This window comes from Microbacterium kribbense (genome assembly GCF_039537285.1).
Classification (GTDB): domain Bacteria; phylum Actinomycetota; class Actinomycetes; order Actinomycetales; family Microbacteriaceae; genus Microbacterium; species Microbacterium kribbense.
The window spans coordinates 187,549-209,216 of sequence record NZ_BAABAF010000005.1 but is presented as its reverse complement, the minus strand read 5'-3'; the positions used below and the strand labels follow the sequence as shown (position 1 = coordinate 209,216).

The 21,668-nt window shown below is 71.0% G+C and carries 20 protein-coding genes; 6 read left to right on the top strand and 14 right to left on the bottom strand.

The genetic code is table 11. From position 1 onward, the window contains the following. Nucleotides 1–37 precede the first annotated feature (37 nt). The 3 genes from ABD705_RS08055 to ABD705_RS08045 all read left to right on the top strand — a co-directional run bounded on the left by ABD705_RS08055 (nt 38) and on the right by ABD705_RS08045 (nt 2,156). Entirely contained in the window at nt 38–271 is a 234-nt protein-coding gene (locus ABD705_RS08055; RefSeq protein ID WP_344782357.1) for a hypothetical protein, read from the top strand. A gap of 140 nt (nt 272–411) precedes the next feature. Beyond that, nucleotides 412–786 (top strand): YrdB family protein, encoded by a 375-nt coding sequence (locus tag ABD705_RS08050; RefSeq protein ID WP_344782355.1) that lies wholly within the window; start codon nt 412–414, stop codon nt 784–786. Next, nucleotides 783–2,156, top strand: coding sequence for an FAD-binding oxidoreductase (locus ABD705_RS08045; protein ID WP_344782353.1), 1,374 nt, complete (start codon nt 783–785; stop codon nt 2,154–2,156). Before ABD705_RS08050 ends, ABD705_RS08045 begins: the two co-directional genes overlap by 4 nt. Before the next feature lie 84 nt (nt 2,157–2,240). Here the strand turns inward: ABD705_RS08045 and ABD705_RS08040 are convergent, their stop codons facing one another. Further along, the gene (locus ABD705_RS08040; RefSeq protein ID WP_344782351.1) at nt 2,241–3,020 is read right to left on the bottom strand and encodes a glucosamine-6-phosphate deaminase; all 780 of its coding nucleotides are present in this window, start codon (nt 3,018–3,020) and stop codon (nt 2,241–2,243) included. A gap of 80 nt (nt 3,021–3,100) precedes the next feature. Further along, nucleotides 3,101–4,306 (bottom strand): ROK family transcriptional regulator, encoded by a 1,206-nt coding sequence (locus tag ABD705_RS08035; RefSeq protein WP_344782349.1) that lies wholly within the window; start codon nt 4,304–4,306, stop codon nt 3,101–3,103. A gap of 181 nt (nt 4,307–4,487) precedes the next feature. Here ABD705_RS08035 and ABD705_RS08030 point away from each other — a divergent pair, with 181 nt between their 5' ends. Further along, nucleotides 4,488–5,903, top strand: coding sequence for a L,D-transpeptidase (locus tag ABD705_RS08030; protein ID WP_344782347.1), 1,416 nt, complete (start codon nt 4,488–4,490; stop codon nt 5,901–5,903). Between the two features lie 485 nt (nt 5,904–6,388). Here the strand turns inward: ABD705_RS08030 and ABD705_RS08025 are convergent, their stop codons facing one another. After that, nucleotides 6,389–8,608 carry an NADP-dependent isocitrate dehydrogenase gene (locus ABD705_RS08025; protein WP_344782345.1) on the bottom strand — a complete coding sequence of 740 codons (2,220 nt, stop codon included), beginning with the start codon at nt 8,606–8,608 and terminating at the stop codon, nt 6,389–6,391. A 178-nt stretch (nt 8,609–8,786) separates the two neighbouring features. Here ABD705_RS08025 and ABD705_RS08020 point away from each other — a divergent pair, with 178 nt between their 5' ends. Then, the gene (locus ABD705_RS08020; RefSeq protein ID WP_344782343.1) at nt 8,787–9,239 is read left to right on the top strand and encodes a GNAT family N-acetyltransferase; all 453 of its coding nucleotides are present in this window, start codon (nt 8,787–8,789) and stop codon (nt 9,237–9,239) included. Nucleotides 9,240–9,325: 86 nt separating this feature from the next. On the opposite strand, the gene ABD705_RS08015 is transcribed toward ABD705_RS08020, so the two are convergent. The 4 genes from ABD705_RS08015 to ABD705_RS08000 all read right to left on the bottom strand — a co-directional run bounded on the left by ABD705_RS08015 (nt 9,326) and on the right by ABD705_RS08000 (nt 15,427). Next, complete coding sequence (locus ABD705_RS08015) at nt 9,326–11,137, bottom strand: ABC transporter ATP-binding protein (RefSeq protein ID WP_344782341.1); 1,812 nt, start codon at nt 11,135–11,137, stop codon at nt 9,326–9,328. After that, complete coding sequence (locus tag ABD705_RS08010) at nt 11,134–12,957, bottom strand: ABC transporter ATP-binding protein (protein WP_344782339.1); 1,824 nt, start codon at nt 12,955–12,957, stop codon at nt 11,134–11,136. Before ABD705_RS08010 ends, ABD705_RS08015 begins: the two co-directional genes overlap by 4 nt. Before the next feature lie 452 nt (nt 12,958–13,409). Next, the gene (locus ABD705_RS08005; RefSeq protein WP_344782337.1) at nt 13,410–13,922 is read right to left on the bottom strand and encodes a methylated-DNA--[protein]-cysteine S-methyltransferase; all 513 of its coding nucleotides are present in this window, start codon (nt 13,920–13,922) and stop codon (nt 13,410–13,412) included. Next, the gene (locus tag ABD705_RS08000) at nt 13,919–15,427 is read right to left on the bottom strand and encodes a DNA-3-methyladenine glycosylase 2 family protein (protein ID WP_344782334.1); all 1,509 of its coding nucleotides are present in this window, start codon (nt 15,425–15,427) and stop codon (nt 13,919–13,921) included. Before ABD705_RS08000 ends, ABD705_RS08005 begins: the two co-directional genes overlap by 4 nt. 125 nt (nt 15,428–15,552) lie before the next feature. On the opposite strand from ABD705_RS08000, the gene ABD705_RS07995 reads away from it, so the two are divergent. After that, on the top strand, nt 15,553–16,977 hold the full coding sequence (locus tag ABD705_RS07995; protein WP_344782332.1) for a dihydrolipoyl dehydrogenase family protein: 1,425 nt from the start codon (nt 15,553–15,555) through the stop codon (nt 16,975–16,977). 12 nt (nt 16,978–16,989) lie between these two features. Here the strand turns inward: ABD705_RS07995 and ABD705_RS07990 are convergent, their stop codons facing one another. The 7 genes from ABD705_RS07990 to ABD705_RS07960 form a co-directional block, all read right to left on the bottom strand. After that, nucleotides 16,990–17,274 (bottom strand): hypothetical protein, encoded by a 285-nt coding sequence (locus ABD705_RS07990; protein ID WP_344782330.1) that lies wholly within the window; start codon nt 17,272–17,274, stop codon nt 16,990–16,992. A gap of 356 nt (nt 17,275–17,630) precedes the next feature. After that, the gene (locus tag ABD705_RS07985; RefSeq protein ID WP_344782328.1) at nt 17,631–18,434 is read right to left on the bottom strand and encodes a hypothetical protein; all 804 of its coding nucleotides are present in this window, start codon (nt 18,432–18,434) and stop codon (nt 17,631–17,633) included. After that, nucleotides 18,431–19,042, bottom strand: a complete 612-nt coding sequence (locus ABD705_RS07980) for a hypothetical protein (protein WP_344782326.1) — start codon at nt 19,040–19,042, stop codon at nt 18,431–18,433. Before ABD705_RS07980 ends, ABD705_RS07985 begins: the two co-directional genes overlap by 4 nt. Beyond that, nucleotides 19,042–19,659 carry a hypothetical protein gene (locus tag ABD705_RS07975; protein WP_344782324.1) on the bottom strand — a complete coding sequence of 206 codons (618 nt, stop codon included), beginning with the start codon at nt 19,657–19,659 and terminating at the stop codon, nt 19,042–19,044. The genes ABD705_RS07980 and ABD705_RS07975 overlap by 1 nt, the downstream gene beginning before the upstream one ends. A gap of 28 nt (nt 19,660–19,687) precedes the next feature. Further along, entirely contained in the window at nt 19,688–20,905 is a 1,218-nt protein-coding gene (locus tag ABD705_RS07970; RefSeq protein ID WP_344782322.1) for a hypothetical protein, read from the bottom strand. A gap of 4 nt (nt 20,906–20,909) precedes the next feature. After that, a complete protein-coding gene (locus tag ABD705_RS07965) occupies nt 20,910–21,218 on the bottom strand; it encodes a hypothetical protein (protein ID WP_344782320.1) in 309 nt (102 codons plus the stop codon). Nucleotides 21,219–21,301: 83 nt separating this feature from the next. Continuing rightward, the gene (locus ABD705_RS07960) at nt 21,302–21,589 is read right to left on the bottom strand and encodes a WXG100 family type VII secretion target (protein ID WP_344782318.1); all 288 of its coding nucleotides are present in this window, start codon (nt 21,587–21,589) and stop codon (nt 21,302–21,304) included. Nucleotides 21,590–21,668 lie beyond the last annotated feature (79 nt).

Genomic DNA, 21,668 nt, shown 5'->3' with positions numbered 1-21,668 from the left:
GCCGCGTGGGGACGGGCCCGGCATGAGATGGCGTCGGATGAGCTGGATGCCGTCGAGCAGCCCGACGCTGGGCACCACCACGGCGACCTTCACCGGACGCGACGTCGTGCTGACCATCCCCGTCTCGGGCGCGCCCGACACCCAGGTGGTGGCGACCCTGGGCACCGACATCCAGCAGTCCCTCACGACCGACGGCAGCGGATCCGGTCGGGTGGTCATCAGCTCCACCCGGCAGAAGCTGCTCAGCAGCACACTGCTGTCGGTGCAGTAGCAGGCCGGCGACCAGCTCGGCACGCCCACCCAGATCGCCGTCCGCGAGCTGGTCCTGCCGGCGCTGCGCGGCTGATCGGGCTGATCGCTGCGGCAGTCCGCCCGCGGTGGCCGCGCCCGTGCCCCGGGTAGAATGGACACATGTCTGCCGCCGATCACGCCGAGCTCGCCCCGGGCACCCGCCCGCCGCTGTCCGCGGTCGACGTGTTCGCCGTCGTGTGCGAACTGTTCGCGTTCTGCACGTTCGCTTTCTGGGGCTTCGCCGGCTGGCTCTTCCCGTTCAACATCGCGGTGGGCATCGGCCTGCCCGTGGTCGCCATCCTGATCTGGGCGCTGTTCGTCTCACCGCGCGCCGTCATTGGGGTGCACCCGTTCATCCGGGCCGTGATCGAGCTGCTCGTCTACGCCGGCGCGACGATCGCCTGGTGGAGCATGGGCCAGACCTGGGTCGGCCTCGTGTTCGCCGTCGTCGCCGTCACGATCGGCGTGCTCGCCGGTCGTCGCCGGTTCGGATGACCGACTCCGTCGTCGACCGGCTGCGCGCCGCACTCGGCGAGCGCGTCGACACCTCCGAATCCGGCCGCGCGGCGATGCGGGCCGACAAGTCCGGGCACGCGGCCGACGGAATGCCGCTGGCGGTCGTGCACGCGGCGTCCATCGCCGACGTCCAGACGACGATGCGCATCGCGTCTCAGACCGGCACCCCGGTCGTCCCCCGCGGTGCCGGCACGGGCCTGGCCGGCGGCGCGAACACCGGCACCGGCGAGATCTCGCTGTCGGTGCTCGGAATGGATCGCATCCTCGAGGTGCGCCCGGACGATCTGCTGGCGGTGGTCGAACCCGGCATCATCAACGCCGACCTGAACGAGGCGCTCGCCGCCGACGGCGTCTGGTGGGCGCCCGATCCGGCCAGCCGCGACATCGCCACCGTCGGCGGCAACATCGCCACCGGCGCCGGCGGTCTGCTGTGCGCGAAGTACGGCGTCGTGCGCGACGCGGTGCTGGCGCTGGACGTGGTGCTCGCCGACGGCCGGCTGCTGCACCTGGGCCACCGCAGTGTCAAGGGCGTCACCGGCCTGGATCTGACCTCGCTGTTCATCGGCTCCGAGGGGGTGCTCGGCATCGTCGTGGGTGCGACCCTCAAGCTGCGCCGGCTCGTGCCCGGCCAGGTGCATACGCTCGCGGCGACCTTCCCCGATGTGCGCGCCGCGGCCGCCGCATCCGCAGCGGTGACGGCTGCGGGCATCCAGCCGTCGATCATGGAGCTGATGGATGCCACCTGCCTGGCCGCCGCGCACCGCCTGCTGGGACTGGCCCCGATGCCGGCCGGCGCCGCGCAGCTGACGGTCCAGACCGACGGCCCGGCCGCCGCCGCCGAGGCCGACGCGATCGCCGACGTGCTACGGGCGGCGGGCGGATCGGTCGCGGCATCCGGCGACCGCGCCGAGGGCGAGCGGCTGCTGGCGATCCGCCGGGCGATGCACCCGGCGATGCTGACGCTGGGCACGACCCTGATCGAGGATGTGTCCGTGCCGCGCAGCCGCCTCGCGGCCATGTTCGACGAGATCGCCCGCGTCGAGCGCGACCACGGGGTGGTCATCCCCACCGTCGCGCACGCCGGCGACGGCAACCTGCACCCGAATTTCATCTTCGACGGGCCCGACGTGCCGCCGCAGATCTGGGCGGCCGCGGACGACCTGTTCCGCGCGGCGCTGCGCCTGGGCGGCACCCTGACCGGCGAGCACGGCATCGGGGTGCTCAAGAGCCGCTGGCTGGCCGCAGAGCTCGGTGACGACCAGTGGCAGCTGCAGCGTCAGGTCAAAGCGGTGTTCGACCCGCAGAACATCCTGAACCCCGGCAAGGTGTTCGCCCCGCCCGCCGCCTGAGCGTCGGCACGGCGTTCGCCCCGCCCGCCGCCTGAGCGTCGGCACGGTGTCCACGTCGCGGCATCCTGCCCTGGTGCGACCCGTCTACAGCCCCTGCCAGGCAGGCTTGTTCGCATAGGTGTGCCGGTAGTAGTCGGCGAAGCGCAGCTGCGACGCCGCCGATTCGTCCACGACCACGCTCACACGCGGGTGCAGCTGGATCGCCGACCCCGGCAGCGACGCCGTCACCGGCCCTTCCAGCGCGCCGGCCACCGCGGCGGCCTTGCCCTCGCCGAACGCCAGCAGCACCAGGTGCCGGGCGCGCAGAATCGTGCCCAGACCCTGCGTGATGCAGTGCATCGGCACCTGGTCGACCGTGTCGAAGAAGCGCGCGTTGTCGTTCCGGGTCTGCTCGGTGAGCGTCTTGACCCGCGTGGACGAGGCGAATGAGGACCCGGGCTCGTTGAAGCCGATGTGACCGTCGGTGCCGATTCCGAGGATCTGCAGTTCGATGCCACCCGCGGCGGCGATCGCCCGCTCGTAGTCGGCGCCGGCGTGCTCGATCGTGGCGAGCGCGCCGTCGGGCGTGCGGATGCGCTCGGGGTCGAGCCCGAGCGGCTCGACGACCTCGCGCAGGATGACATTGCGGTAGCTCTGCGGGTGGCTCGGATCGATGCCGACATACTCGTCGAGTGCGAAGCCCCGCACCCGCGAGACGTCGACGCCGCGAAGCCGGGGGCGCAGCGCCTCGTAGACCGGCACAGGTGTCGACCCGGTCGCCAGCCCCAGCACCACCTCGGGGTCGGCGCGGATCAGCGATGCGATCTCGTCGGCGACGAGATCGCCCGCCGACTGCGCGTCCGGGACGATGACGACCTCAGCCATGGTTCCTCTTTCTCTCTCAGTGGTCGAAAATTCTCTCTCAGCAGCCGAACGGCCGGCCGGTCTTCGGGTCGTGCCCTGGCCTAGGACACGCCCAGTTGTTCGGACAGGACCATGACGGCCGCTCCGCGCAGGACGATGTCCCGGCCCTGCTCGGTCATCCGCACACGAATGCCCTCGTGCACCCCCGCGAGGGTGCGGGTCCGGAGGGTCGCCGCGGCGGTCGTGGCGAACGCCCCGCCGAGCAGGTCGGCGGGGCCGGCGAGGATGACCTCCGACAGGTCGAGTGCCCCGACGATGGGCGCGAGGCAGATGCCCAGGCGCTCGCCGGCGTCGCGCAGCACACCCGCGCGGGCTTCGTCGCCGACGGCGTCGGCCAGCCGCGCGGTCAGTGCGGGCACTGAGATCCATGCTTCGAGGCATCCGGTCTTGCCGCACGAGCACAGCGGGCCGCCGTCGGTGCCGACGGTGACGTGCCCGATCTCGCCTGCGGCGAAGCGCCTGCCGAGCATCGGCAGGCCGCCGGACAGCAGGCCCGAGCCGACGCCCCGACCGATCTTGACGACCATCACATCGTCACCGGCGCCGCCGAAAGCGTATTCGGCGAACACCGCGGCACTGGCATCGCCGGCGACGGTGACCGGCAGCGCGAGCGCAGCGCGCAGCGCGCCCGCGAGGTCGCAGCTGACCAGTCCCAGATTCGGCGCGGTCAGCACCACGCCGGCGTCGTCGACGATGCCGGGCGAGCCGACCCCGACGCCGAGCACCCGCTCACCCGCCTCGGCGGCCAGTTCCCGGGCGAGGTCGACGACGCACCGCACGACGTCTCCGCCGGCTCCCGGGTGTCGAACGTCGCGGCGCACCACGACGGCGCCGTCCAGGGTCAGGATGCCGCCGGTGAACGCGGTCGGACCCGACAGGTCGATCGCCACGATGCGATGCCCGGTCCGGTCGAGGTCCACGAGCATCGCGGGCTTGCCGGGCCGGACTCCCGCGCGCACGCCTTTCTCGGCGACGAAGCCGTCGCCGATCAGCTCGGCGACGAGGTCGGAGACGGTCACCCGCGTCAGAGCCGTGCGGCGCGACAGGTCGGCCCGGCTCATCGCCCCGTCATGGAAGAGCGTCTGCAGCACCAGTGCGCGGTTGTGCGTCCGGGCGTGCCCGGGCAGCACCTTGGCCGTCTGCCGCGCATGGCGCCGCAACCCGGGCACGGTCGTCGACGGTGACGACGGGGCAGGCAGCAGCGACTCGGCGGTGGCAAGGCTGCGCCGTGCTTCCGGGGCAGACATATTTGTTAGTACACCTTACGAACACACCCGGCACAAGCCGTGACCGACATCCGCACCCGGTCTTTATCAGAACGTTATCCACCGAGGGCCCGAAATCGCGCCGATCGGCGCCGGCAGATCTTCCCCGCGCATGCTCGTCGAATACCATAGAGCCGAGGGGAAGACAATCGGGGGTGATGGTGTGGCGGACACACCGGGGGGTTCGAGCGCGCACGCATCGTCTGACGGCCGCGCACTCGAGTGGGCGCCTGGGGCGCTCGTGCGCCGCAAGCGGCACCTGGGTCTGTGGATCGGCACACCGCTCGCGGTCGCGCTGGTCGGCGTGATCGCCGCCTCTCTCGTGCTGATCGCCCCGGGCACCGCCGTGGCCGGGGTGCAGGTGGGCGGCATGACCGCCGGCGCCGCCGCCGCCGCCATCCAGTCCCGGCTGAATGAGACCACCGTCGAACTGACCGGCCACGGAGTGCACGCGACCCTGACCGGCGCCCAGCTCGGCGCGAAGGTCGACGCGCAAGCGCTCGCGAAGGCCGCATTCGCCGACCACCCGATGTGGAATCTCGGCGGCTGGTTCTCCGGGGCCGACCACGCGCCGGTGACGCTGGATGCCGACACCGCCACGGCCGCGCTGCGCGCCGCCGCCCCGGCGCTGTTCGAAGCGCCGGTGGATGCCACGGTGACCTTCGACGCGAAGACCGCCTCCTACGCGAGCACACCGGCCGCAGGCGGCACCGGCGCTGATCTGGACGTCCTCGCGACCGCCCTGCAGGACGCGTTCGCGAAGGGCGAGGGCACCGTGCCGGTGGCGGCCACCCAGGCGCCGGTGGCACCGGCGATCTCGACCGACACCGCGAAGAAGACCGCCGCTGCCCTGAACACGATGCTCGACAAGATCGGCTTCTACGTCGGTGACGAGCGCACTGTCCCGGTGGATCGCAAGGTCGCGGCATCCTGGCTCACCGTCACCGCCGCGGACGACGGCTTCACCATCACGGCCGACCAGGCCGCGATCGCGAACGTCGTCGGCACGCTGGAGAAGTCAGTGAACCGTCCGCCGCAGAACGGCACCGAGATCACCGACCGCCAGGGCACAGTGCTGCGCGTGGACCGGCCGGCCCTCGACGGACGCACGCTCGGTGACACCAGCGGCATCGCCGCGGCGTTCGCCGGCCAGCTCGCCGGCGGCGACGGTGTGTACCGGCTTCCGGTGACCGTGACCAAGGCGTCCACGACGAAGGTCTCGCGGCATATCGTCGTCGACCTCAGCCGGCAGATGACCTACCTGTATCAGAACGGCGCGCTGCTGCGCAGCTACTTGATCTCCTCCGGTACGGCCGGCCACGCCACCCCGACCGGTTACTTCCGGGTGTTCGCGCACGTCGTGAAGCAGGACATGGGATGCTTCGACGGCGCCGAGTACTGCACCAAGAACGTGCCCTGGGTGACCTACTTCGCGCCGGACGTCGGGTTCCACGGCACCTACTGGCACCACAACTTCGGGCACGTGATGAGCCATGGCTGTGTGAACATGCCGATCGACATCGCCAAGTTCGTGTACGACTGGGCGCCCACCGGCCTCGAGGTCACCGTCCAGAACTGAGCGGTCGCGCGTCACGGGCGCGCCGCCAGCCTCGAGACCCCGCCGAGAAGGCGCAAACGGCGCATCGACGGGCACCGCGGCGCAGTTCGCGCATTCTCGACCGCTCCCCAGCCGTCAGCCCGGCAGGTGTCACCGTCGGGAGGATGTCACCGTCGGGAGGATGTCACCGTCGGGCGGATGTCACCGTCGGGCGGTGCCACGACCTCGCGGCGCCAGGGCCGCGCAGCCAGCGTCGAGACCCCGCCGAGAACGCCCAAACCGCGCGTCAACGGGCACCGCGGCGCAGTTTGCGCATTCTCGAACCACCCTCGCGGGCGGTACCCCCCACCCGCAGCCTGCTCGCCCCGCAGGCCGACCCTATTCAGCGCAGGCCGACCCTATTCAGCGCAGGCCGACCCTAATCCGCGCAGGCCGACCCCGCAGGCCGACCCCGACCCCGCAGGCCGACCCCGACCGGCGCAAGCCGACCCGCAGGCCGGACCCGCTCAGCGCAGGCCGTCGATGATCGCGTTCAGGGTCTGCGACGGGCGCATCGCCTTCGCGACCAGGTCAGCGTCCGGACGGTAGTAGCCGCCGATGTCGACCTTCGAGCCCTGCACGGCCAGCAGCTCGTCCACGATCTTCTGCTCGTTGTCGGACAGCGTCTGCGCGATCGGCGCGAAGATCGCGGCAAGCTCGGCGTCCGCGGTCTGCTTCGCCAGCTCCTGCGCCCAGTACAGCGTCAGGTAGAAGTGGCTGCCGCGGTTGTCGATGGTGCCGAGCTTGCGTCCCGGCGACCGGTCGTTCTCGAGGAACGCGCCGGTCGCGGCATCCAGCGTGTCGGCCAGCACCTGCGCCTCGGCATTGCCGGTGAAGTCCGCGTAGTGCTCGAGCGACGCCGCCAGGGCGAAGAACTCCCCCAGCGAGTCCCAGCGCAGGTAGTCCTCGGCCAGCAGCTGCTGCACGTGCTTCGGGGCCGACCCGCCGGCGCCGGTCTCGAACAGCCCGCCGCCGGCCAGCAGCGGCACGATCGAGAGCATCTTGGCGCTGGTGCCGACCTCGATGATCGGGAACAGGTCGGTGAGGTAGTCGCGCAGCACGTTGCCGCTGACCGAGATGGTGTCCAGGCCCTGTCGCATCCGCGCCAGCGAGTAGCGGGTCGCCTCGGCCGGCGGCAGGATCGTCGTGGTGACGCCGGCCGTGTCGAGCTTGCCGAGGTAGGTGGCGACCTTCGCGATCAGCTGTGCGTCATGCGCACGGTTGGCATCGAGCCAGAACACCGCCGGGTCGCCGGTGGCACGGGCGCGGGTCACGGCCAGCTTCACCCAGTCGCGGACCGGGATGTCCTTGGTCTGGGTTCCCCGCCAGATGTCGCCGGCGGCGACGGTGTGCTCGATGAGCACCTCGCCCTCGCTGTCGACGACCTGCACGCGGCCGTCGGCGGCGATCTCGAACGTCTTGTCGTGGCTGCCGTACTCCTCGGCGGCCTGGGCCATCAGGCCGACGTTGGGCACCGTGCCGATCGTGGCCGGGTTCAGCGGCCCGTTGGCGATCACGTCGTCGATGACGGCCTGGTAGACCCCGGCGTACGACGAGTCTGGAATGACCGCCAGGGTGTCGGCCTCGCCGCCGTCGGCACCCCACAGCTTGCCGCCGTTGCGCACCAGCGCCGGCATCGAGGCATCCACGATCACGTCGGAGGGCACGTGCAGGTTCGTGATGCCCTTGTCGCTGTTCACGTACGACAGCCGCGGGCCGCGGGCGAGGTCGGCGGTGATCTGCGCGGCGATCTCGTCTCCGCCGGCGACGGCGGACAGCCCGGAGAGGATGCCGCCCAGGCCGTTGTTCGGGCTCAGCCCGGCCGCGGCCAGCGCCGCGCCGTGCGTGTCGAAGACGTCGGCGAAGTACGCCTTCACGACGTGGCCGAAGATGATCGGGTCGCTGACCTTCATCATCGTCGCCTTCAGGTGCACCGAGTACAGCACATCGTCGGTCTCGGCCGCCCGCAGCGTCTCGGCGAGGAACGCGTCCAGGGCCGCAGCCGACAGGAATGTGGCATCCACGATCTCACCGGTGACCACCTTCAGGCCCGACTTCAGCGTCGTGACCGTGCCGTCGGCGGCCACGTGCTGGATCGTCAGCACATCGTCGTGGGGCACGACGATCGACTTCTCGTTGTGCGCGAAGTCGTCGGCGGCCATCGTCGCGACCCGGGTCTTCGAGCCCGGCGCGAACGGCTTGTTCAGGTGCGGATGCTTGCGCGCGTAGTTCTTCACCGACAGCGGCGCGCGCCGGTCGCTGTTGCCCTGGCGCAGCACCGGGTTCACGGCCGATCCCTTGATGCGGTCGTATCGGGCGCGCACGTCCTTGGCCTCGACCGAGGCGGCCTCGTCGGGGTAGTCCGGGATGTCGTAGCCCTTGCCCTGCAGTTCGGCGATGGCCGCCTTCAGCTGCGGCATCGAGGCCGAGATGTTCGGCAGCTTGATGATGTTCGCCTCGGGCAGCGTGGTCAGTCCGCCGAGTTCGGCCAGCGCGTCACCCACCTGCTGGGCGGGCGTCAGCTGCTGCGGGAAGGCGGCGAGGATGCGGCCGGCCAGCGAGATGTCGCGCGTCTCGATGTGCACACCCGCCTGACCGGTGACCGCCTGGATGATCGGCAGGAAGGATGCCGTGGCGAGCGCCGGCGCCTCGTCTGTGTAGGTGTAGATGATGGTGGACTCGGTCACCGCGCGCCTCTTCGTCTGTGTGGCTTGAGAATGGGGTGACTCCAGCTTATCGTGCGCGCCAAAGTATCTTGACGTCGAGATATCTTCGCGGAATCGACGGCGCATCGGCGGCGTCTTCGGACCGTCCCCGGCACCTGCCGACGTGTCTGCAGGGCGCAAATGCGGATAGCCTGGCGGTATGGGTGAGCTCAGCTTGGTGGAACTGTCGGCGTCGACGATCGTGGCGGTCAACAAATTCTCGCTGAAGCCCGGCCAAGAGGAGTTCCTGTCTCCGGTCAGCTACGGGATCGCCGCGACCGTGGTCAACCCGCAGACCTCTTGGCAGCGCGTGGTCGTGGACGGCGATGAAGTGGTCGGCTTCATCAGCGCCAATTTCGACTTGGATTTTCCGCAGGAGCACTTCCGCTCCGTGCTGTGGCGCATCAACGTGGATGCCGACGAGCAGGGTCGCGGTGTCGGAACGTTCGCCGTGCAGGGCCTGCTGGCCGAAGCCCGCGAGCGCGGCATGGACCGGGTCGACGTGATCTACGAGGCCGGCAGCGCCGGCCCCGCGGCGTTCTTCGAGCGGGTCGGCTTCCGGCCGGTCGGTGAGACGGAGTACGGCGAGGTCATCGCCGAGATCTCACTCTGATCCGGACGAGCTGACGGTGGGGGCTCGGATCCCCTCCCCGACCGAGGCCCCGTCGTCGCTGCATGGCGGCCGCGCGGCCGCCCGGCTCAGACCAGCGACTCGCGCCAGGCGGCATGCAGCTGCGCGAACTTGCCGGTGCCGCTGATCAGTGCCTCGGGGGTGTCGTCCTCGATCATCCGGCCGTGCTCCATCACGAGCACCCGGTCGGCGATCGAGACCGTCGACAGCCGGTGGGCGATGATGATCGCGGTGCGGTCGGCCAGCAGCGTCTGCAGCGCCTGCTGCACCTGCCGCTCGCTGGGCATGTCCAGCGACGCCGTCGCCTCGTCCAGGATCAGCACCGCCGGGTCGGCCAGGAACGCGCGGGCGAACGAGATCAGCTGGCGCTGCCCCGCCGAGACCCGGCCGCCGCGCTTGTTGACGTCGGTGTCGTAGCCGTCCGGAAGCGCCTGGATGAAGGCATCCGCTCCCACCGCCTCGGCGGCGGCGTGGATCTGCTCCATCGTCGCATCCGGCTTGCCCAGGGCGATGTTGTCGGCGACGGTGCCACTGAACAGGTATGCCTCCTGCGTGACCATGACGATCGCGCGCCGCAGGTCCTTGGGGTGCAGCGCGCGCAGATCCACGCCGTCCAGTTGCACGCTGCCGCGGCTGGGGTCGTAGAAGCGCGAGATCAGCTTGGCCAGCGTCGACTTGCCGGCACCGGTGGTGCCCACCAGCGCGACGGTCTGCCCGGCCGGGATGTCGAGGCTGAAGCCCGGCAGCACGACGGCGCCTGAGCCATAGGAGAACTCGACGTCGTCGAAGTGCACGTTGCCGCGCGCCTCCCACAGGTCCACCGGCTTGTCCGGGTCCGGCACCGAGGGCGCCTCCTCGAGCACGCCCGACACCTTCTCCAGCGCCGCGGTGGCCGACTGGTACGAGTTCAGGAACATCGCCACCTCCTCCAGCGGGCTGAAGAAGTTGCGGATGTACAGCACCGCGGCCAGCAGCGAGCCGATCAGCAGCGAGCCGTCGACCACCCGGAACGCGCCCCACAGCAGCACGACGGCCATCGTGACGTTCGCGAGCAGGATCAGCGCCGGGTCGAAGACGCCGTAGAGCTTGACCAGCCGCAGGTTGACGTTGCGGTAATCGGCCGAGACCTGGCCGAACTCGCCGTCGTTGCGCTGCTCCTTGCGGAACGCCTTGACCGCCCGGATGCCGGTCATCGTCTCGACGAACTGCACGATCAGCTTCGCGCTGACCACTCGGGATTCGCGATAGCCCTTCTGCGACTGCAGATAGAACCAGCGCATCAGGAAGGCCAGCGGGATGCCCATCGCCACCAGCACCAGCCCGCTGCGCCAGTCCAGCAGGAACAGCATCATCAGCGTGAACACGCCGTACAGCGCACCTGAGACCAGCTGGTTCAGGCCGCCGTCGAGCAGTTCCCGGATCGACTCGAGGTCGCTGGTCTGGCGCGAGATGATCCGTCCGGACGTGTACGTCTCGTGGAACTCCAGGCTCAGGCGCTGCGTGTGCTGGAAGATGCGGGTGCGCAGATCGAGCAGGATCGCCTGGGTGATCTTCGCCGACAGCACCACGAACCAGCCCATCAGCAGGGCGCCGATGCCGCCGGTGAGCACGTAGGCGGCCGAGATCATGATCGCCGGCATCCAGTCGGCGACCTCCAGTGCGCGCGGCAGCGCGGTGTTGATGCCGTACGCGATCAGGGTCGGACCGATCACGCGCAGCAGCGTCGAGACCACGACCACGACCCCGCCCAGGGCCACCAGGGGGGTCATCGGCTTCACGAGCACTCCGAGCAGGCGCACCGAGCGGCGCCGGATGGCGCGACTCTCGGCCTTCGAGTAGTCGTTGCGGTCTTCGCCGCGGGTTCCCTGCACCGTGCTCACAGGTTCACCTCCATCTCTCGCTGGCGCAGATCGTCGGCCTGAAGGCTCGAGATCACGTAGCGGTAGTGCTCACTGGAATGCAGCAGCTCGGCGTGCGTGCCGACGGCCGTGATGCGGCCGTCCTGCAGCACCGCGACCCGGTCGGCCAAAGCGACCGTCGAGGGCCGGTGCGCGACGATCAGCGCCGTCGTGGTGGCCAGCACCCGGCGCAGGGCGGCCTCGACGAGCGCCTCGGTGTCCACATCCAGCGCCGACAGCGGGTCGTCCAGCACGAGCACGGACGGCGCCGCCGCGACCGCGCGCGCCAGCGCGAGGCGCTGACGCTGCCCGCCGGACAGGCTCAGCCCCTCTTCGCCGACGGTGGTGTCCACACCCTCCGGCAGCTCGTAGACGAACTGCGCCTGGGCGGTCCGCAGCGCCTCGTCGAGCACCGCCTGTGCCTGTGTGCTGTGCAGGTCGAGGTCGGCGCGACCCAGCAGCACGTTCTCCCGCACCGACGACGAGAACAGCGTCGCATCCTCGAACGCCATCGAGATGTGGCGGCGCAGCTCGCCGAGCTTCAGGTCGCGCACGTCGACGCCGTCCAGCTCGACGCGGCCGGCGGTGACGTCGTACAGCCGGGTGGGCAGCGTCGTGAGGGTGGTCTTGCCCGACCCGGTCAGGCCGACCAGCGCCATCGTCTCACCGGGGCGCAGCACCAGGTCGACGCCGTCGAGCAGATCGCGCTCGTCTGCACGCGCATCCTGATACCGGAAGTGCACGCCGCGGAACGCGAGCTCACCGCGGGGCTCGCCGAGCGTGACCGGATCGGCGGGGTCGACGATCGCGTTCTCTTCGTCGAGCACCTCGAAGATCCGGTCGCTGGCGGTGCGCGCGTCCACCAGGAACGAGAACAGGAAGCCGAGTGACTCCAGCGGCCACCGCAGCGCCGTGGCCATCGCGAAGAACGCGAACAGCTCGCCCACGGTCAGCTGGCCGAGCGTGGCCAGCCAGATGCCCAGGAACAGGCATCCGGCGAAGGCCAGCGTCGGCATCATGTCGAGCCAGAACCACAGCACGCCGACCTCGCGCGCCTTGTGCAGCTCGGTGCTGCGCAGCGTGTCGGCCTGCCGCGTGAACTTCAGCAGCGCGTGCTTGCCGCGGCCGAACGCCTTGAGCACGCGGATGCCGTGCACGCTCTCTTCGACGGCGGTGGCCAGGTCGCCCGCCTGGTCCTGGCTCTGCCGCGCGAGCAGGCCGTAGTTGCGCTCGAACCGGTAGCCGAAGAACCACAGCGGGATGGAGATCACGATGAACGCGGTGCCCAGCGCCCAGTGCCAGCGGAACAGCAGCACGGCACCGATGATGATGGTCAGGATGTTGACCACCAGCAGGATCAGGCCGAAGATCAGCCAGCGCCGCACGATGTTGATGTCCTGCATCATGCGGCTCAGCAGCTGACCGGACTGCCAGCGGTCGTGGAAGGCAACCGGCAGCCGCTGCAGGCGCTGGTAGAAGTCCTGCCGGATCTCGTACTCGATCTTCGTGCCCGGGGTCAGCACGAAGGCGCGCCGCAGGAAGACGAACAGCGCCTCGAGGATGCCGAGGACCAGCACGCCCACCGCCGCCCACACGATCAGCGCGATGTCGCCGTCGGCGATCGGTCCGTCGACGGCGGCCTGCAGCACGAGCGGGATGATCAGCGTCATCAGGGCACCGCCGAGCGCGGTCAGCAGCCCGCCGATCATGCGGGGCATGGCGGGCTTTACGAAGGGGTACAAGCGCGCCAGGGCGCGGAAAGTGGACAGGCGTTGAGGCGTGGTGGCAGACGAAGAAGTCATGATCCTTGCGGCGTGGAGACAAGTGTCGCGAGCGGCGACGGAGCGGGGCGCCCGGGCGAGGGCGCAGATGTCAGGCGGTGGCGCGGGGGCTATCCCCGGCGCCGGTCGAGGTCGGCGCGGAAGGCGACCGGATTTACGGCAACATCCTGGTACATGTCTTCCCCCTCGAATCGACGGGCCGCCGCCGATGCGACAGCCCTTCAGCCTATGCCCGGTGTGCGGCCGATTGCAACCTTAGGACCATCGCCGCCGGTGCCGATCCCATGCGGCCGGTGCCGATCCCGCACCAGCGGCGGGCCGTTCACAGCCTTCGGAGGATCGCACGAAGTGCGGAGGCATCCGGCCGAACGGGTCCGACGTCGGTCACATCTTCCGAAGTCTGTGAACGGCCGGGCGGCGGCATCCGGCTCGGCGCGCTCGTCAGTCGGGGCGTGGGTCGGGCGGCGCGCGCGTCAGGCGGCGCGCTCGCGCGCGAGCAGGCTGCGCTTGACGTCGGTCCCCCAGGCGTATCCGCCCATGGAGCCGTCACCGCGCAGCACCCGATGGCACGGCACGAACAGCGCCGGCGCGTTGCGCGCGCAGATCGACGCGGCGGCGCGCACCGCCGTGGGGTGGCCGAGCGTCGCCGCGAACTCGGTGTAGGTCAGCGGCTGCCCCGGCGCGATCGCGCGCAGGGCGCGCCACCCGTCGTCCTGCATCACGGTGCCGTGCTGGCTGACCGGTACGCGGCCGACGGCGGCGAGATCCCCGGCGTAATAGGCGCGGACGGCGTCTGCGGCGTCCGTCTGGCCCACCGCGACCTCGTCGGGTCGCAGATCGGGGTGGATGCGCGCGAGCGCCGCGTCGACGTCGGCGGTCCATCCCGAGGCGAGCACACGCTGGTGGTCGTCGACGATGATCGTGAACGGTCCGTCGGGCGTGTCGATGGTCTGCACGGTGCCTGTTTTGGCGGTGGTGCCGGTCATGGGGTCTCCTTCGTGGGGCTGGATATCGCGCGGGCGGATACCGTGGGTCCGGAGGCCGCGGGGGCGACGAGCGCGCGCCAGAGGTGCGCGGTCAGATAACTGCGCCACGGAGCGGTGCGAGCCGCCCACGCGGTGAGCGGTTTCGGTTCGGCGGGCAGGCCCAGCCGGGCGGCTCCCGCACGGGCGGCGACGTCGCCGGGCAGGAACGCGTCGGGGTCGCCGGTGATGCGCATCCGCACGTAGTCGGCCGTCCACGGGCCGATGCCGGGCATCGCCAGCAGCGCCGCTCGCTGCGCGAGGGGATCGTCGCCGGCGCCAAGCTGAAGATCGCCTGCGGCCAGCGCCGCCGCGGCACCCGTGATCGCACGGATGCGGGCGCCCGGTCCGCGCAGCACCTCGTGGCCGTGCTCGGCGATCGCGGTCATGGTCGGGAACAGGATGCCGCCGTCCGGCAGCCGCTCGCCGAGCGCCTCGACCAGTCGGGTCAGCGCCGTGCGCGCGGCGGCGACCGTGACCTGCTGACCGATCATCGCCCGCACCAGCATCTCGCCGGCGTCGACGGCACCGGGCACGCGGATGCCGGGCGTGGCGCGCACGGCCGCGGCGAGCTCGGGCTGCCCGGCGAGGGCGTCGTCGATGCCGACCGGGTCGGCGTCGAGGTCGAACAGCCGCCGCGCGCGGGCGATGAGGGCGGGCAGATCGGACAGGTGCGTCAGCCGCGCATCCAGCCGGATGCGGCCCGAGTCGGCGGAGATGCGCATCCAGGCCGGGCCGTGCGGCAGCGCGAGGGTGCGGGCGTACGAGTCGGCATCCGCGTCTTCCATGCCCGGCACGGCTCGCGCCTGCATCCAGCCGAACAGGCCGGCCAGGTCGATCGGCTCCCGGTGCGCCAGCACGAGGCGGAGCTGCCCGCTCTGGCCCGTGCCCGGCAGCGTCCGGCGGCGCGCGCGCAGCTGCAGCGGCGTCGTGCCGAACACGTCGCGCAGGGTGTCGTTGAACTGCCGCACGCTGGCGAACCCGGCGGAGAATGCGACATCGGCGGCCGACAGCTCGGTGCCCACCAGCAGCATCCGCGCGACGTGCGCGCGGTGCGCGCGCGACAGGGCCAGCGGCCCCGCGCCCAGTTCGGCCGTGAGGATGCGGCCGAGCTGGCGCTGCGAGTAGCCGAGGCGCTGCGCGAGCCCGGGCACCCCCTCGCGTTCGACGACGCCGTCCTCGATGAGCCGCATCGCGCGGCCGGCGACGTCGGTGCGCAGATTCCACTGCGGCGAGCCGGGTGCGGCATCGGGCAGGCACCGCTTGCACGCGCGGTAGCCGGCCTCGTGCGCCGCCGCGGCAGTGGGATAGAACGTCACATTGGCCGGCTTCGGGGTGCGCGCCGGGCAGCTCGGCCGGCAGTAGATGCCGGTGGAGCGCACGGCCATGATGAACTGGCCGTCGAAGCGGGCATCCCGCGCATCGATCGCGCGGTAGCGCTGGTCGAACGTCATGCCCTGGATGCCCATGCCTCTAGCCTGGCACGCGCCGGGGGCCCGAGGTAGCGGAAATCCGCCATCACGCTGTCGCGGCGCGGCCAGGGCGGCGCGACCGGCCGGCTGACACGGCGCGCGCACGACGATAGCGTGAGGGAATGGCGCAAGCGGAGTACGACCTCATCGTGATCGGGGCCGGCGCAGTCGGCGAGAACGTCGCCGAGCGCGCCGTCGCGGGAGGCATGTCCACCGTCATCATCGAGAGCGAGCTGGTCGGCGGCGACTGCTCCTACTGGGCGTGCATGCCCTCGAAGGCGCTGCTGCGCAGCGCGGCGGCGGTGCGCGCCGCGCAGAATCTGGACGGCGCGAAGCAGGCCGTGACCGGCGACCTGGACGTTGCCGGCGTGCTGCGCCGGCGCAATTGGATCACCAGCGACTGGCACGATGACGGACAGGTGCGATGGCTCGAGGACGCGGGCATCGAACTGGCCCGTGGGCACGGCGCCCTGGTCGGCGCCAAGCGCGTCGCGGTCACCGGGCAAGACGGGGCCGTCACCGAGCTCACCGCCCGGCACGCCGTCGCGATCTGCACGGGATCGGCCGCGATGCTTCCGGACATCCCGGGTCTGCGCGAAATCGATCCGTGGACGAGTCGGGATGCCACCTCGGCGCGCGTGGTCCCCCGCAGCCTGGCGATCATCGGCGGCGGCGTCGTGGCGTGCGAGATGGCGACGGCATACGCCGGGTTCGGCACGAAGGTCACGATGGCGGTGCACTCGCGGCTGCTCGGTCACAACGAGCCGTTCGCCGGCGACGCCGTGCGCGAATCGCTGGAGGGCATGGGTGTGACGGTGCGCACCGGTGTCGGGGTGATCCGCGCCCACCGCACCGACCGCAATGCCGTGCTGACCCTGTCGGACGGCGGCCGGATCGTGGCCGAGCAGGTGCTGGTGGCGACCGGGCGCGTGCCGCGCACCGGCGACATCGGCCTGGAGCACGTCGGCCTCACCCCCGCCGACTGGCTGAGCGTGGACGACACCATGCTGGTGGCCGGAAGCGACTGGCTGTATGCCGTCGGCGACGTCAACCATCGGGCGCTGCTGACCCACCAGGGCAAGTACCAGGCGCGCGCGGCCGGCGACGTGATCGCGGCGCGCGCCGCCGGCAACGCCGTGGCCGACGGGCCGTGGGGCCGGCACGTGGCGACCGCCGACCACGGGTACGTGCCACAGGTGACTTTCACCGATCCCGAGGTGGCGTCGGTCGGGGTGACCGAGGCCGAGGCGCGGGCGGCGGGCCGGCGCATCCGGGTCCTCGACTACGACTTGGCCTGGGTGGCCGGCGCGTCCGCGCATTCCGACCGCTATCGCGGGCAGGCCCGCGCGATCGTCGACGAGGACCGCCGCGTGCTGATCGGCGCGACGTTCGTCGGCCCGGACGTGGGCGAGATGCTGCAGTCGGCGACGATCGCGATCGTCGGGGAGGTGCCGATCGACCGGCTGTGGCACGCCGTGCCGGCCTACCCCACCGTCAGCGAGGTGTGGCTGCGCTGGCTGGAGGCCTACGGTCGCGACAGCGCCTGACCGCGGGCGGGGTCAGCCGGCGGGCACCCAGGTCAGAGTCGAGACGCACAGATCGAACAGCATCCGCATCTGCACCATGGGCTCGTCGTCCGTCGGCGCATCCGGCGGACGGACGATCACCAGGGTCAGCTGCAGCGCCCGGCGGCGACCGCTGCCGGGGATCGGCGTGAGGTAGACGACTGTCGTGACCAGGCCCGATTCGCCGTCGAGCGACTGGCTCGTCTCGCGTTCAGCCCGAAGGAAGCGCTTGTCACCCAGCAGCGGGGTCGCACCATCGCGCGCCACGGCCTCGCGCACGAGGTCGTCGAGACTGCGGCCGGGCTCGGGGCGCAGGATGCTGGCGGTCAGCCCATCGTTGCGCTCTCCCCCGCCTCAGACGGGCCTCGGGGCGTGTTGCCCGCTCACGTCGACCTCGAACTGCTTCGTCGTGTCCTGGTCCCAGTCCTTCATCCCGTCGACGACGCCCTGCACGTGCTGCTGGACCTTGCCGACCTCACGCGCCAGATCGCTGCGCTTGTCGTCCCACCGCGACTCGAATTCGTGGGCCTTGTCGTTCAGCGCTCCGGCTTCCGCCGGACCGATGACACGAACCTAACAAGGCCCGTCCGACCCCGTCGATGGGGACAAATGTCCACCTGCGGCGCGGCGCGGCCTCACGCGGACCGGCCGCCACCGGGGGTGAGGTCGGCGCGCGGAGCCATCGTCATCCCCAGCATCCCCACCGGCGCCGCCAGGGCCCGCAGGCCGTCTTCATCCGAGACGAGGTCGCGTCCCACCAGCGCGTCGACGGCGCCGCGGATGTCGGCGAGGATGCGGGCCCGTTCGGGCTCGGGCACGGCATCGCGCGCCGACTCGAGTCGGGCGAGGTTGCGGTGCCACCGACGCGTCTGGTCGGTCGCGGGCCCGCGGTACACGACGAAGTGCAGGATACCGACTGCGAGGTCGAGCACGAGGCCGAGAATTCCCAGCACGCCCCCGGCCGACTGCTGCGCGATCGCGATGACGGCGATCAGCGCGGCCGCGGCCGACGGGACCAGGTGCAGGGCGCCCAGCAGCCGCCCGATCCCCGCCGATGCCCGGTCCGGGCTGCGCGCCTCGTCGATCAGCCCGATCCCGGCGATCACGGCGGCGATCGCCGCGAGGATGCCGGCGATGCCGACCGGGGCGACCGGTCGCAGCGGGTCGTCGGCGGGCGTGCCCACCAGCCACCCGATCATCAGGAACGCGGCGATCACCGGCAGCGTGAAACTGGCGATGTTGGCGATCGTCAGCAGGCATCCGAGGGCCGTGGGGACGTTGCGCGACAGTCCCTTCCACGCCGACGCGGGTGCGAAGTGGGCCAGCGCCACCCGCAGATCGCGGGCGCTGCCGAGCGCCTTGGATTCCACGTCCCACCACTGCTCGGGATGCCACGTCGGCACCGTCCGCGCATACTCGGTGGCGGGTCCCTCGGTCATGCCCGCCACGCCAGGTCCTCGGTCGGCTCGGGATAGACGAAGGCGCGCGCGTCGAAGGCGGCCGATGCCGCCCGGCGCCGGTCGTCGATGCGGATCGTGGCGAGCGTCGATTCCACACTCGCCGCCGCCGGCAGCACGGCCGGGGCCGCGAGCGGATCCAGCGCCGCGACGAACGTGAGGCCGGGCACGACGAACAGCCAGGCGACCCGGCCGCGGCCCTGCTCGTCGAGCACGGTGACCGAGCAGCCCAGGCCCAGTCCCTCGGTCGCGCACAGGCGCCGCTGCGGCGGGAGGATCGCCGCCGGCTGAAGGAAGCGCCGCTGCTCGGCGGCATCCAGCTCTCGTTCGACGAGGGTGAACCGGGCCGGCGCCCACGCGCGGGTGACGGGTTCGAACACCAGCAGGTTCGTGCTGGGGTCGGCGGCCGCGCGGGCCTGCGCATGCGCGAGCACGTCGATCAGCGCGTCGACGTCGACGGCCCCGTCGGCATGCCGGTCGGCCAGGCGCGCTGCGGCAGCGCGCGCCCAGGCGTCGGTCTGCGCCGGCGGCGCGGCCGGACCCGGCAGCGCGATCAGGGTGGCTTCGTCGTAGGTGAACGCGACCTGCATCACTTCCCCGTCCAGGCGAAGGTGAGCAGGTGCGCGTCCAGCAGGTCGAGCCAGGTGCGCATCTCGGGCTGGGTCGTCGGGTCGACGTCGATGGGGTGGGCGAGTGTGGCGGTCAGCTGCAGAGCCTTCCGGTGCCGCGTTCCCGGCATCGGGGTGAGGTAGACGACGACATAGGCGCCGGCGGTCTCGCCGGACAGCTCCACGGTCTGCGCCTGGGCCCAGCGCAGGAAGTGCCGGCTGCCGTCGAGCGCTCGCGCGCCGCGGTTCTCGACGGCATCGGCGACCATCTGATCCAGCGAGACGGCGGGCGTGCCCTCGCGCACCGACGCCAGGATGCTGATGGGCACGAGCGACCACTGCGGAGTGTGCGCACCCGGCGTGATCATCGCGAACGCGCCCTGCTGCCGTGCCGCCCGCATCGCCTCGGTGACATGCCCCGCGAGCATCGCGTAGGTGTCGGGCCGCTGTGCGGCGCGCAGCCGGGCGCGTGCCGCGGCCAGCAGCTCCTGCTCGGTGCGCTCGGACACGTCGCTCATCGTCCACCCGTCGGGCAGCAGCAGTCGGAACTCGGGGACGCCGCCGCGGCCTCCGGCGAGCTCCTCACGAATCGAGATCACCGTCCCACCCTGCCACAGGGTGCGGGTCTCACCACGTCGGCCAGAGCAGCGGCTTCGGGTCGCCGGCGATGCTGATCGCCCCGGTCACGCCGAAGTACCCGGTCAGGATGTTCTGATAGTGGGCACCGGCGGAGCCGAGGCCGTACACGGCCTGCTCGCCGGCGGTGCCCAGCTTCGTGATGACCTCCCACATGCCCGGGTCCTGGCCGCTGATGACCGTGGTGGCGATGTCGTCGAACGAGTTCGCGAGATAGCCGGCCTCGGGGCCGAGCCCACGCATGTTGCTCACCCATTGCGCGGGGTTCTTCGAGCCCAGGCTGAGACTCCAGCGGGCGAAGTCGTCGCCCACCGACAGGCCGCCGCGCGACAGGCCGCCCCAGGCGCGCATCCCGGCGCCGAATCCCCCGCTGGCGAACTCGCCGAATGCGCCGAACGGGATCACCCCCACCACGGCGAGAGCGACATCCCAGCCGGAGGCGTCGCCGCGCGAGTACTGCCACAGCGTCCCGATCAGGGTCAGCGCGCCCACCGCCAGCGCCAGCAGGGCCACGATGGGTCCGCCCACGACCAGCGCGAGGACGGCCAGCACGAGTCCGGCCACGGCCAGCACCTTCAGCGCGAATCGGACGAACCCGTCCAGATTGTCCTTCCAGCTGTCGTGGATGGCGTCCGAGGTCGAGTTCTTGACGCCTGCCACGGCGGTGTCGAAGGCATCCTCCCACTTGTCGTACTGGGCATCGAAGTCATCGGCCGCGGACTTCCACAGGTCGTACGCGTTCGACTTGTCCAGCACGGCGTCGTCGACGTTCCGATCGTGATCCTGCTGCGCCGTGCCGTCCGGGTCGTCCTCGCCCGAGGCCACGGGCGCGTTCTGGGCCTGCTCGAGGTCGTCCAGCCGCGCCTGGTACTTCTTCCAGTACTCTTCGGCGTCCGGCACGATCGACGTCAGGGCGGAGATCACGCCGGCCAGTGCATCGCCGTAATTCTTCACGTACGGGCCGACGTCGACGTACAGCGACGACGCCTTCGACAGTTCGTGATTGACCTTGCCCCCGGCCTCGCGGAGCTTGTCGACCGCGTTGCCCTCCATGTCGGCGCCGAAGTCCACGAGACGGTCCAGCAGCGCGGACGCCTCGGACATCGCTTCGCCGAGTTTCATGATCTGCTGACCGCGGTCGCTGACGTCCTCGCCGTTGCCCTCGACCATCTCGACGGGACGCCCCTTGGGCGAATTGTGCGTGGCCACGCGTCTACTCGACCTTCTGCATCTCTTGCGCGAGCTTGGCCGCGGTCTTCGTGTCGAAATCGCCGAATCCCTCGAGGATCCCCTTCGCGTGCTCGGTCACGGCCTTCAGGCCCTCGTTGAGCTTGTAGCGGCGGTCGTCCCACTGCTTCTCGAAGTCGTCGGTCTTGTGCCGGAGCTCGTCGCGCCCGTAGGGGGTGCCGATGTCTTCGCTCAGCTCACTGCGGCGCTTCGAGGCGTCGTCGAATTCGATCCGCGTCGCCAGCAGGTTCGTGTAGAGGGTCCCCAGGTCGTCGTAGGAGATCTTCACGCCCATGAATCGTCAGCCCCGTCTGTTCGTGCTCGTGTCGCCGCGTGTTCGGGGCGGGCCGTGCACGGCCCGCCCCGAATCGTCGTCGGTCAGCTGCCGGCGAGTTGCTGGTCCAGGTCCTGGATCGCGTGCATCATGCCGGTCAGGGCATCGGACATGTCGCCGATGCCGTCGACCGCGTTCTTCAGTCCGGTCGTGAGCTCCTCGTAGCCCTCGCCGAACTTGCCCGACGCGTGCTGCGTCTTGAAGTCCTCGCCCAGCAGCGTGTCCACCTGGCTCTTCAGCGTGTCCAGCTGGCCCTGGATGTCATCACGAGCCTGGGTCAGCGAGTTCGCGACCTGCTCCATCTCCGAATACGATGCTCCGAAATCAGCCATCGTCAACTCCCTCACTCAGAATGCCCGACCCCCACCGGGCCGATGAATCGAACCTAACAACACCGCGTAGTCCGGTCGA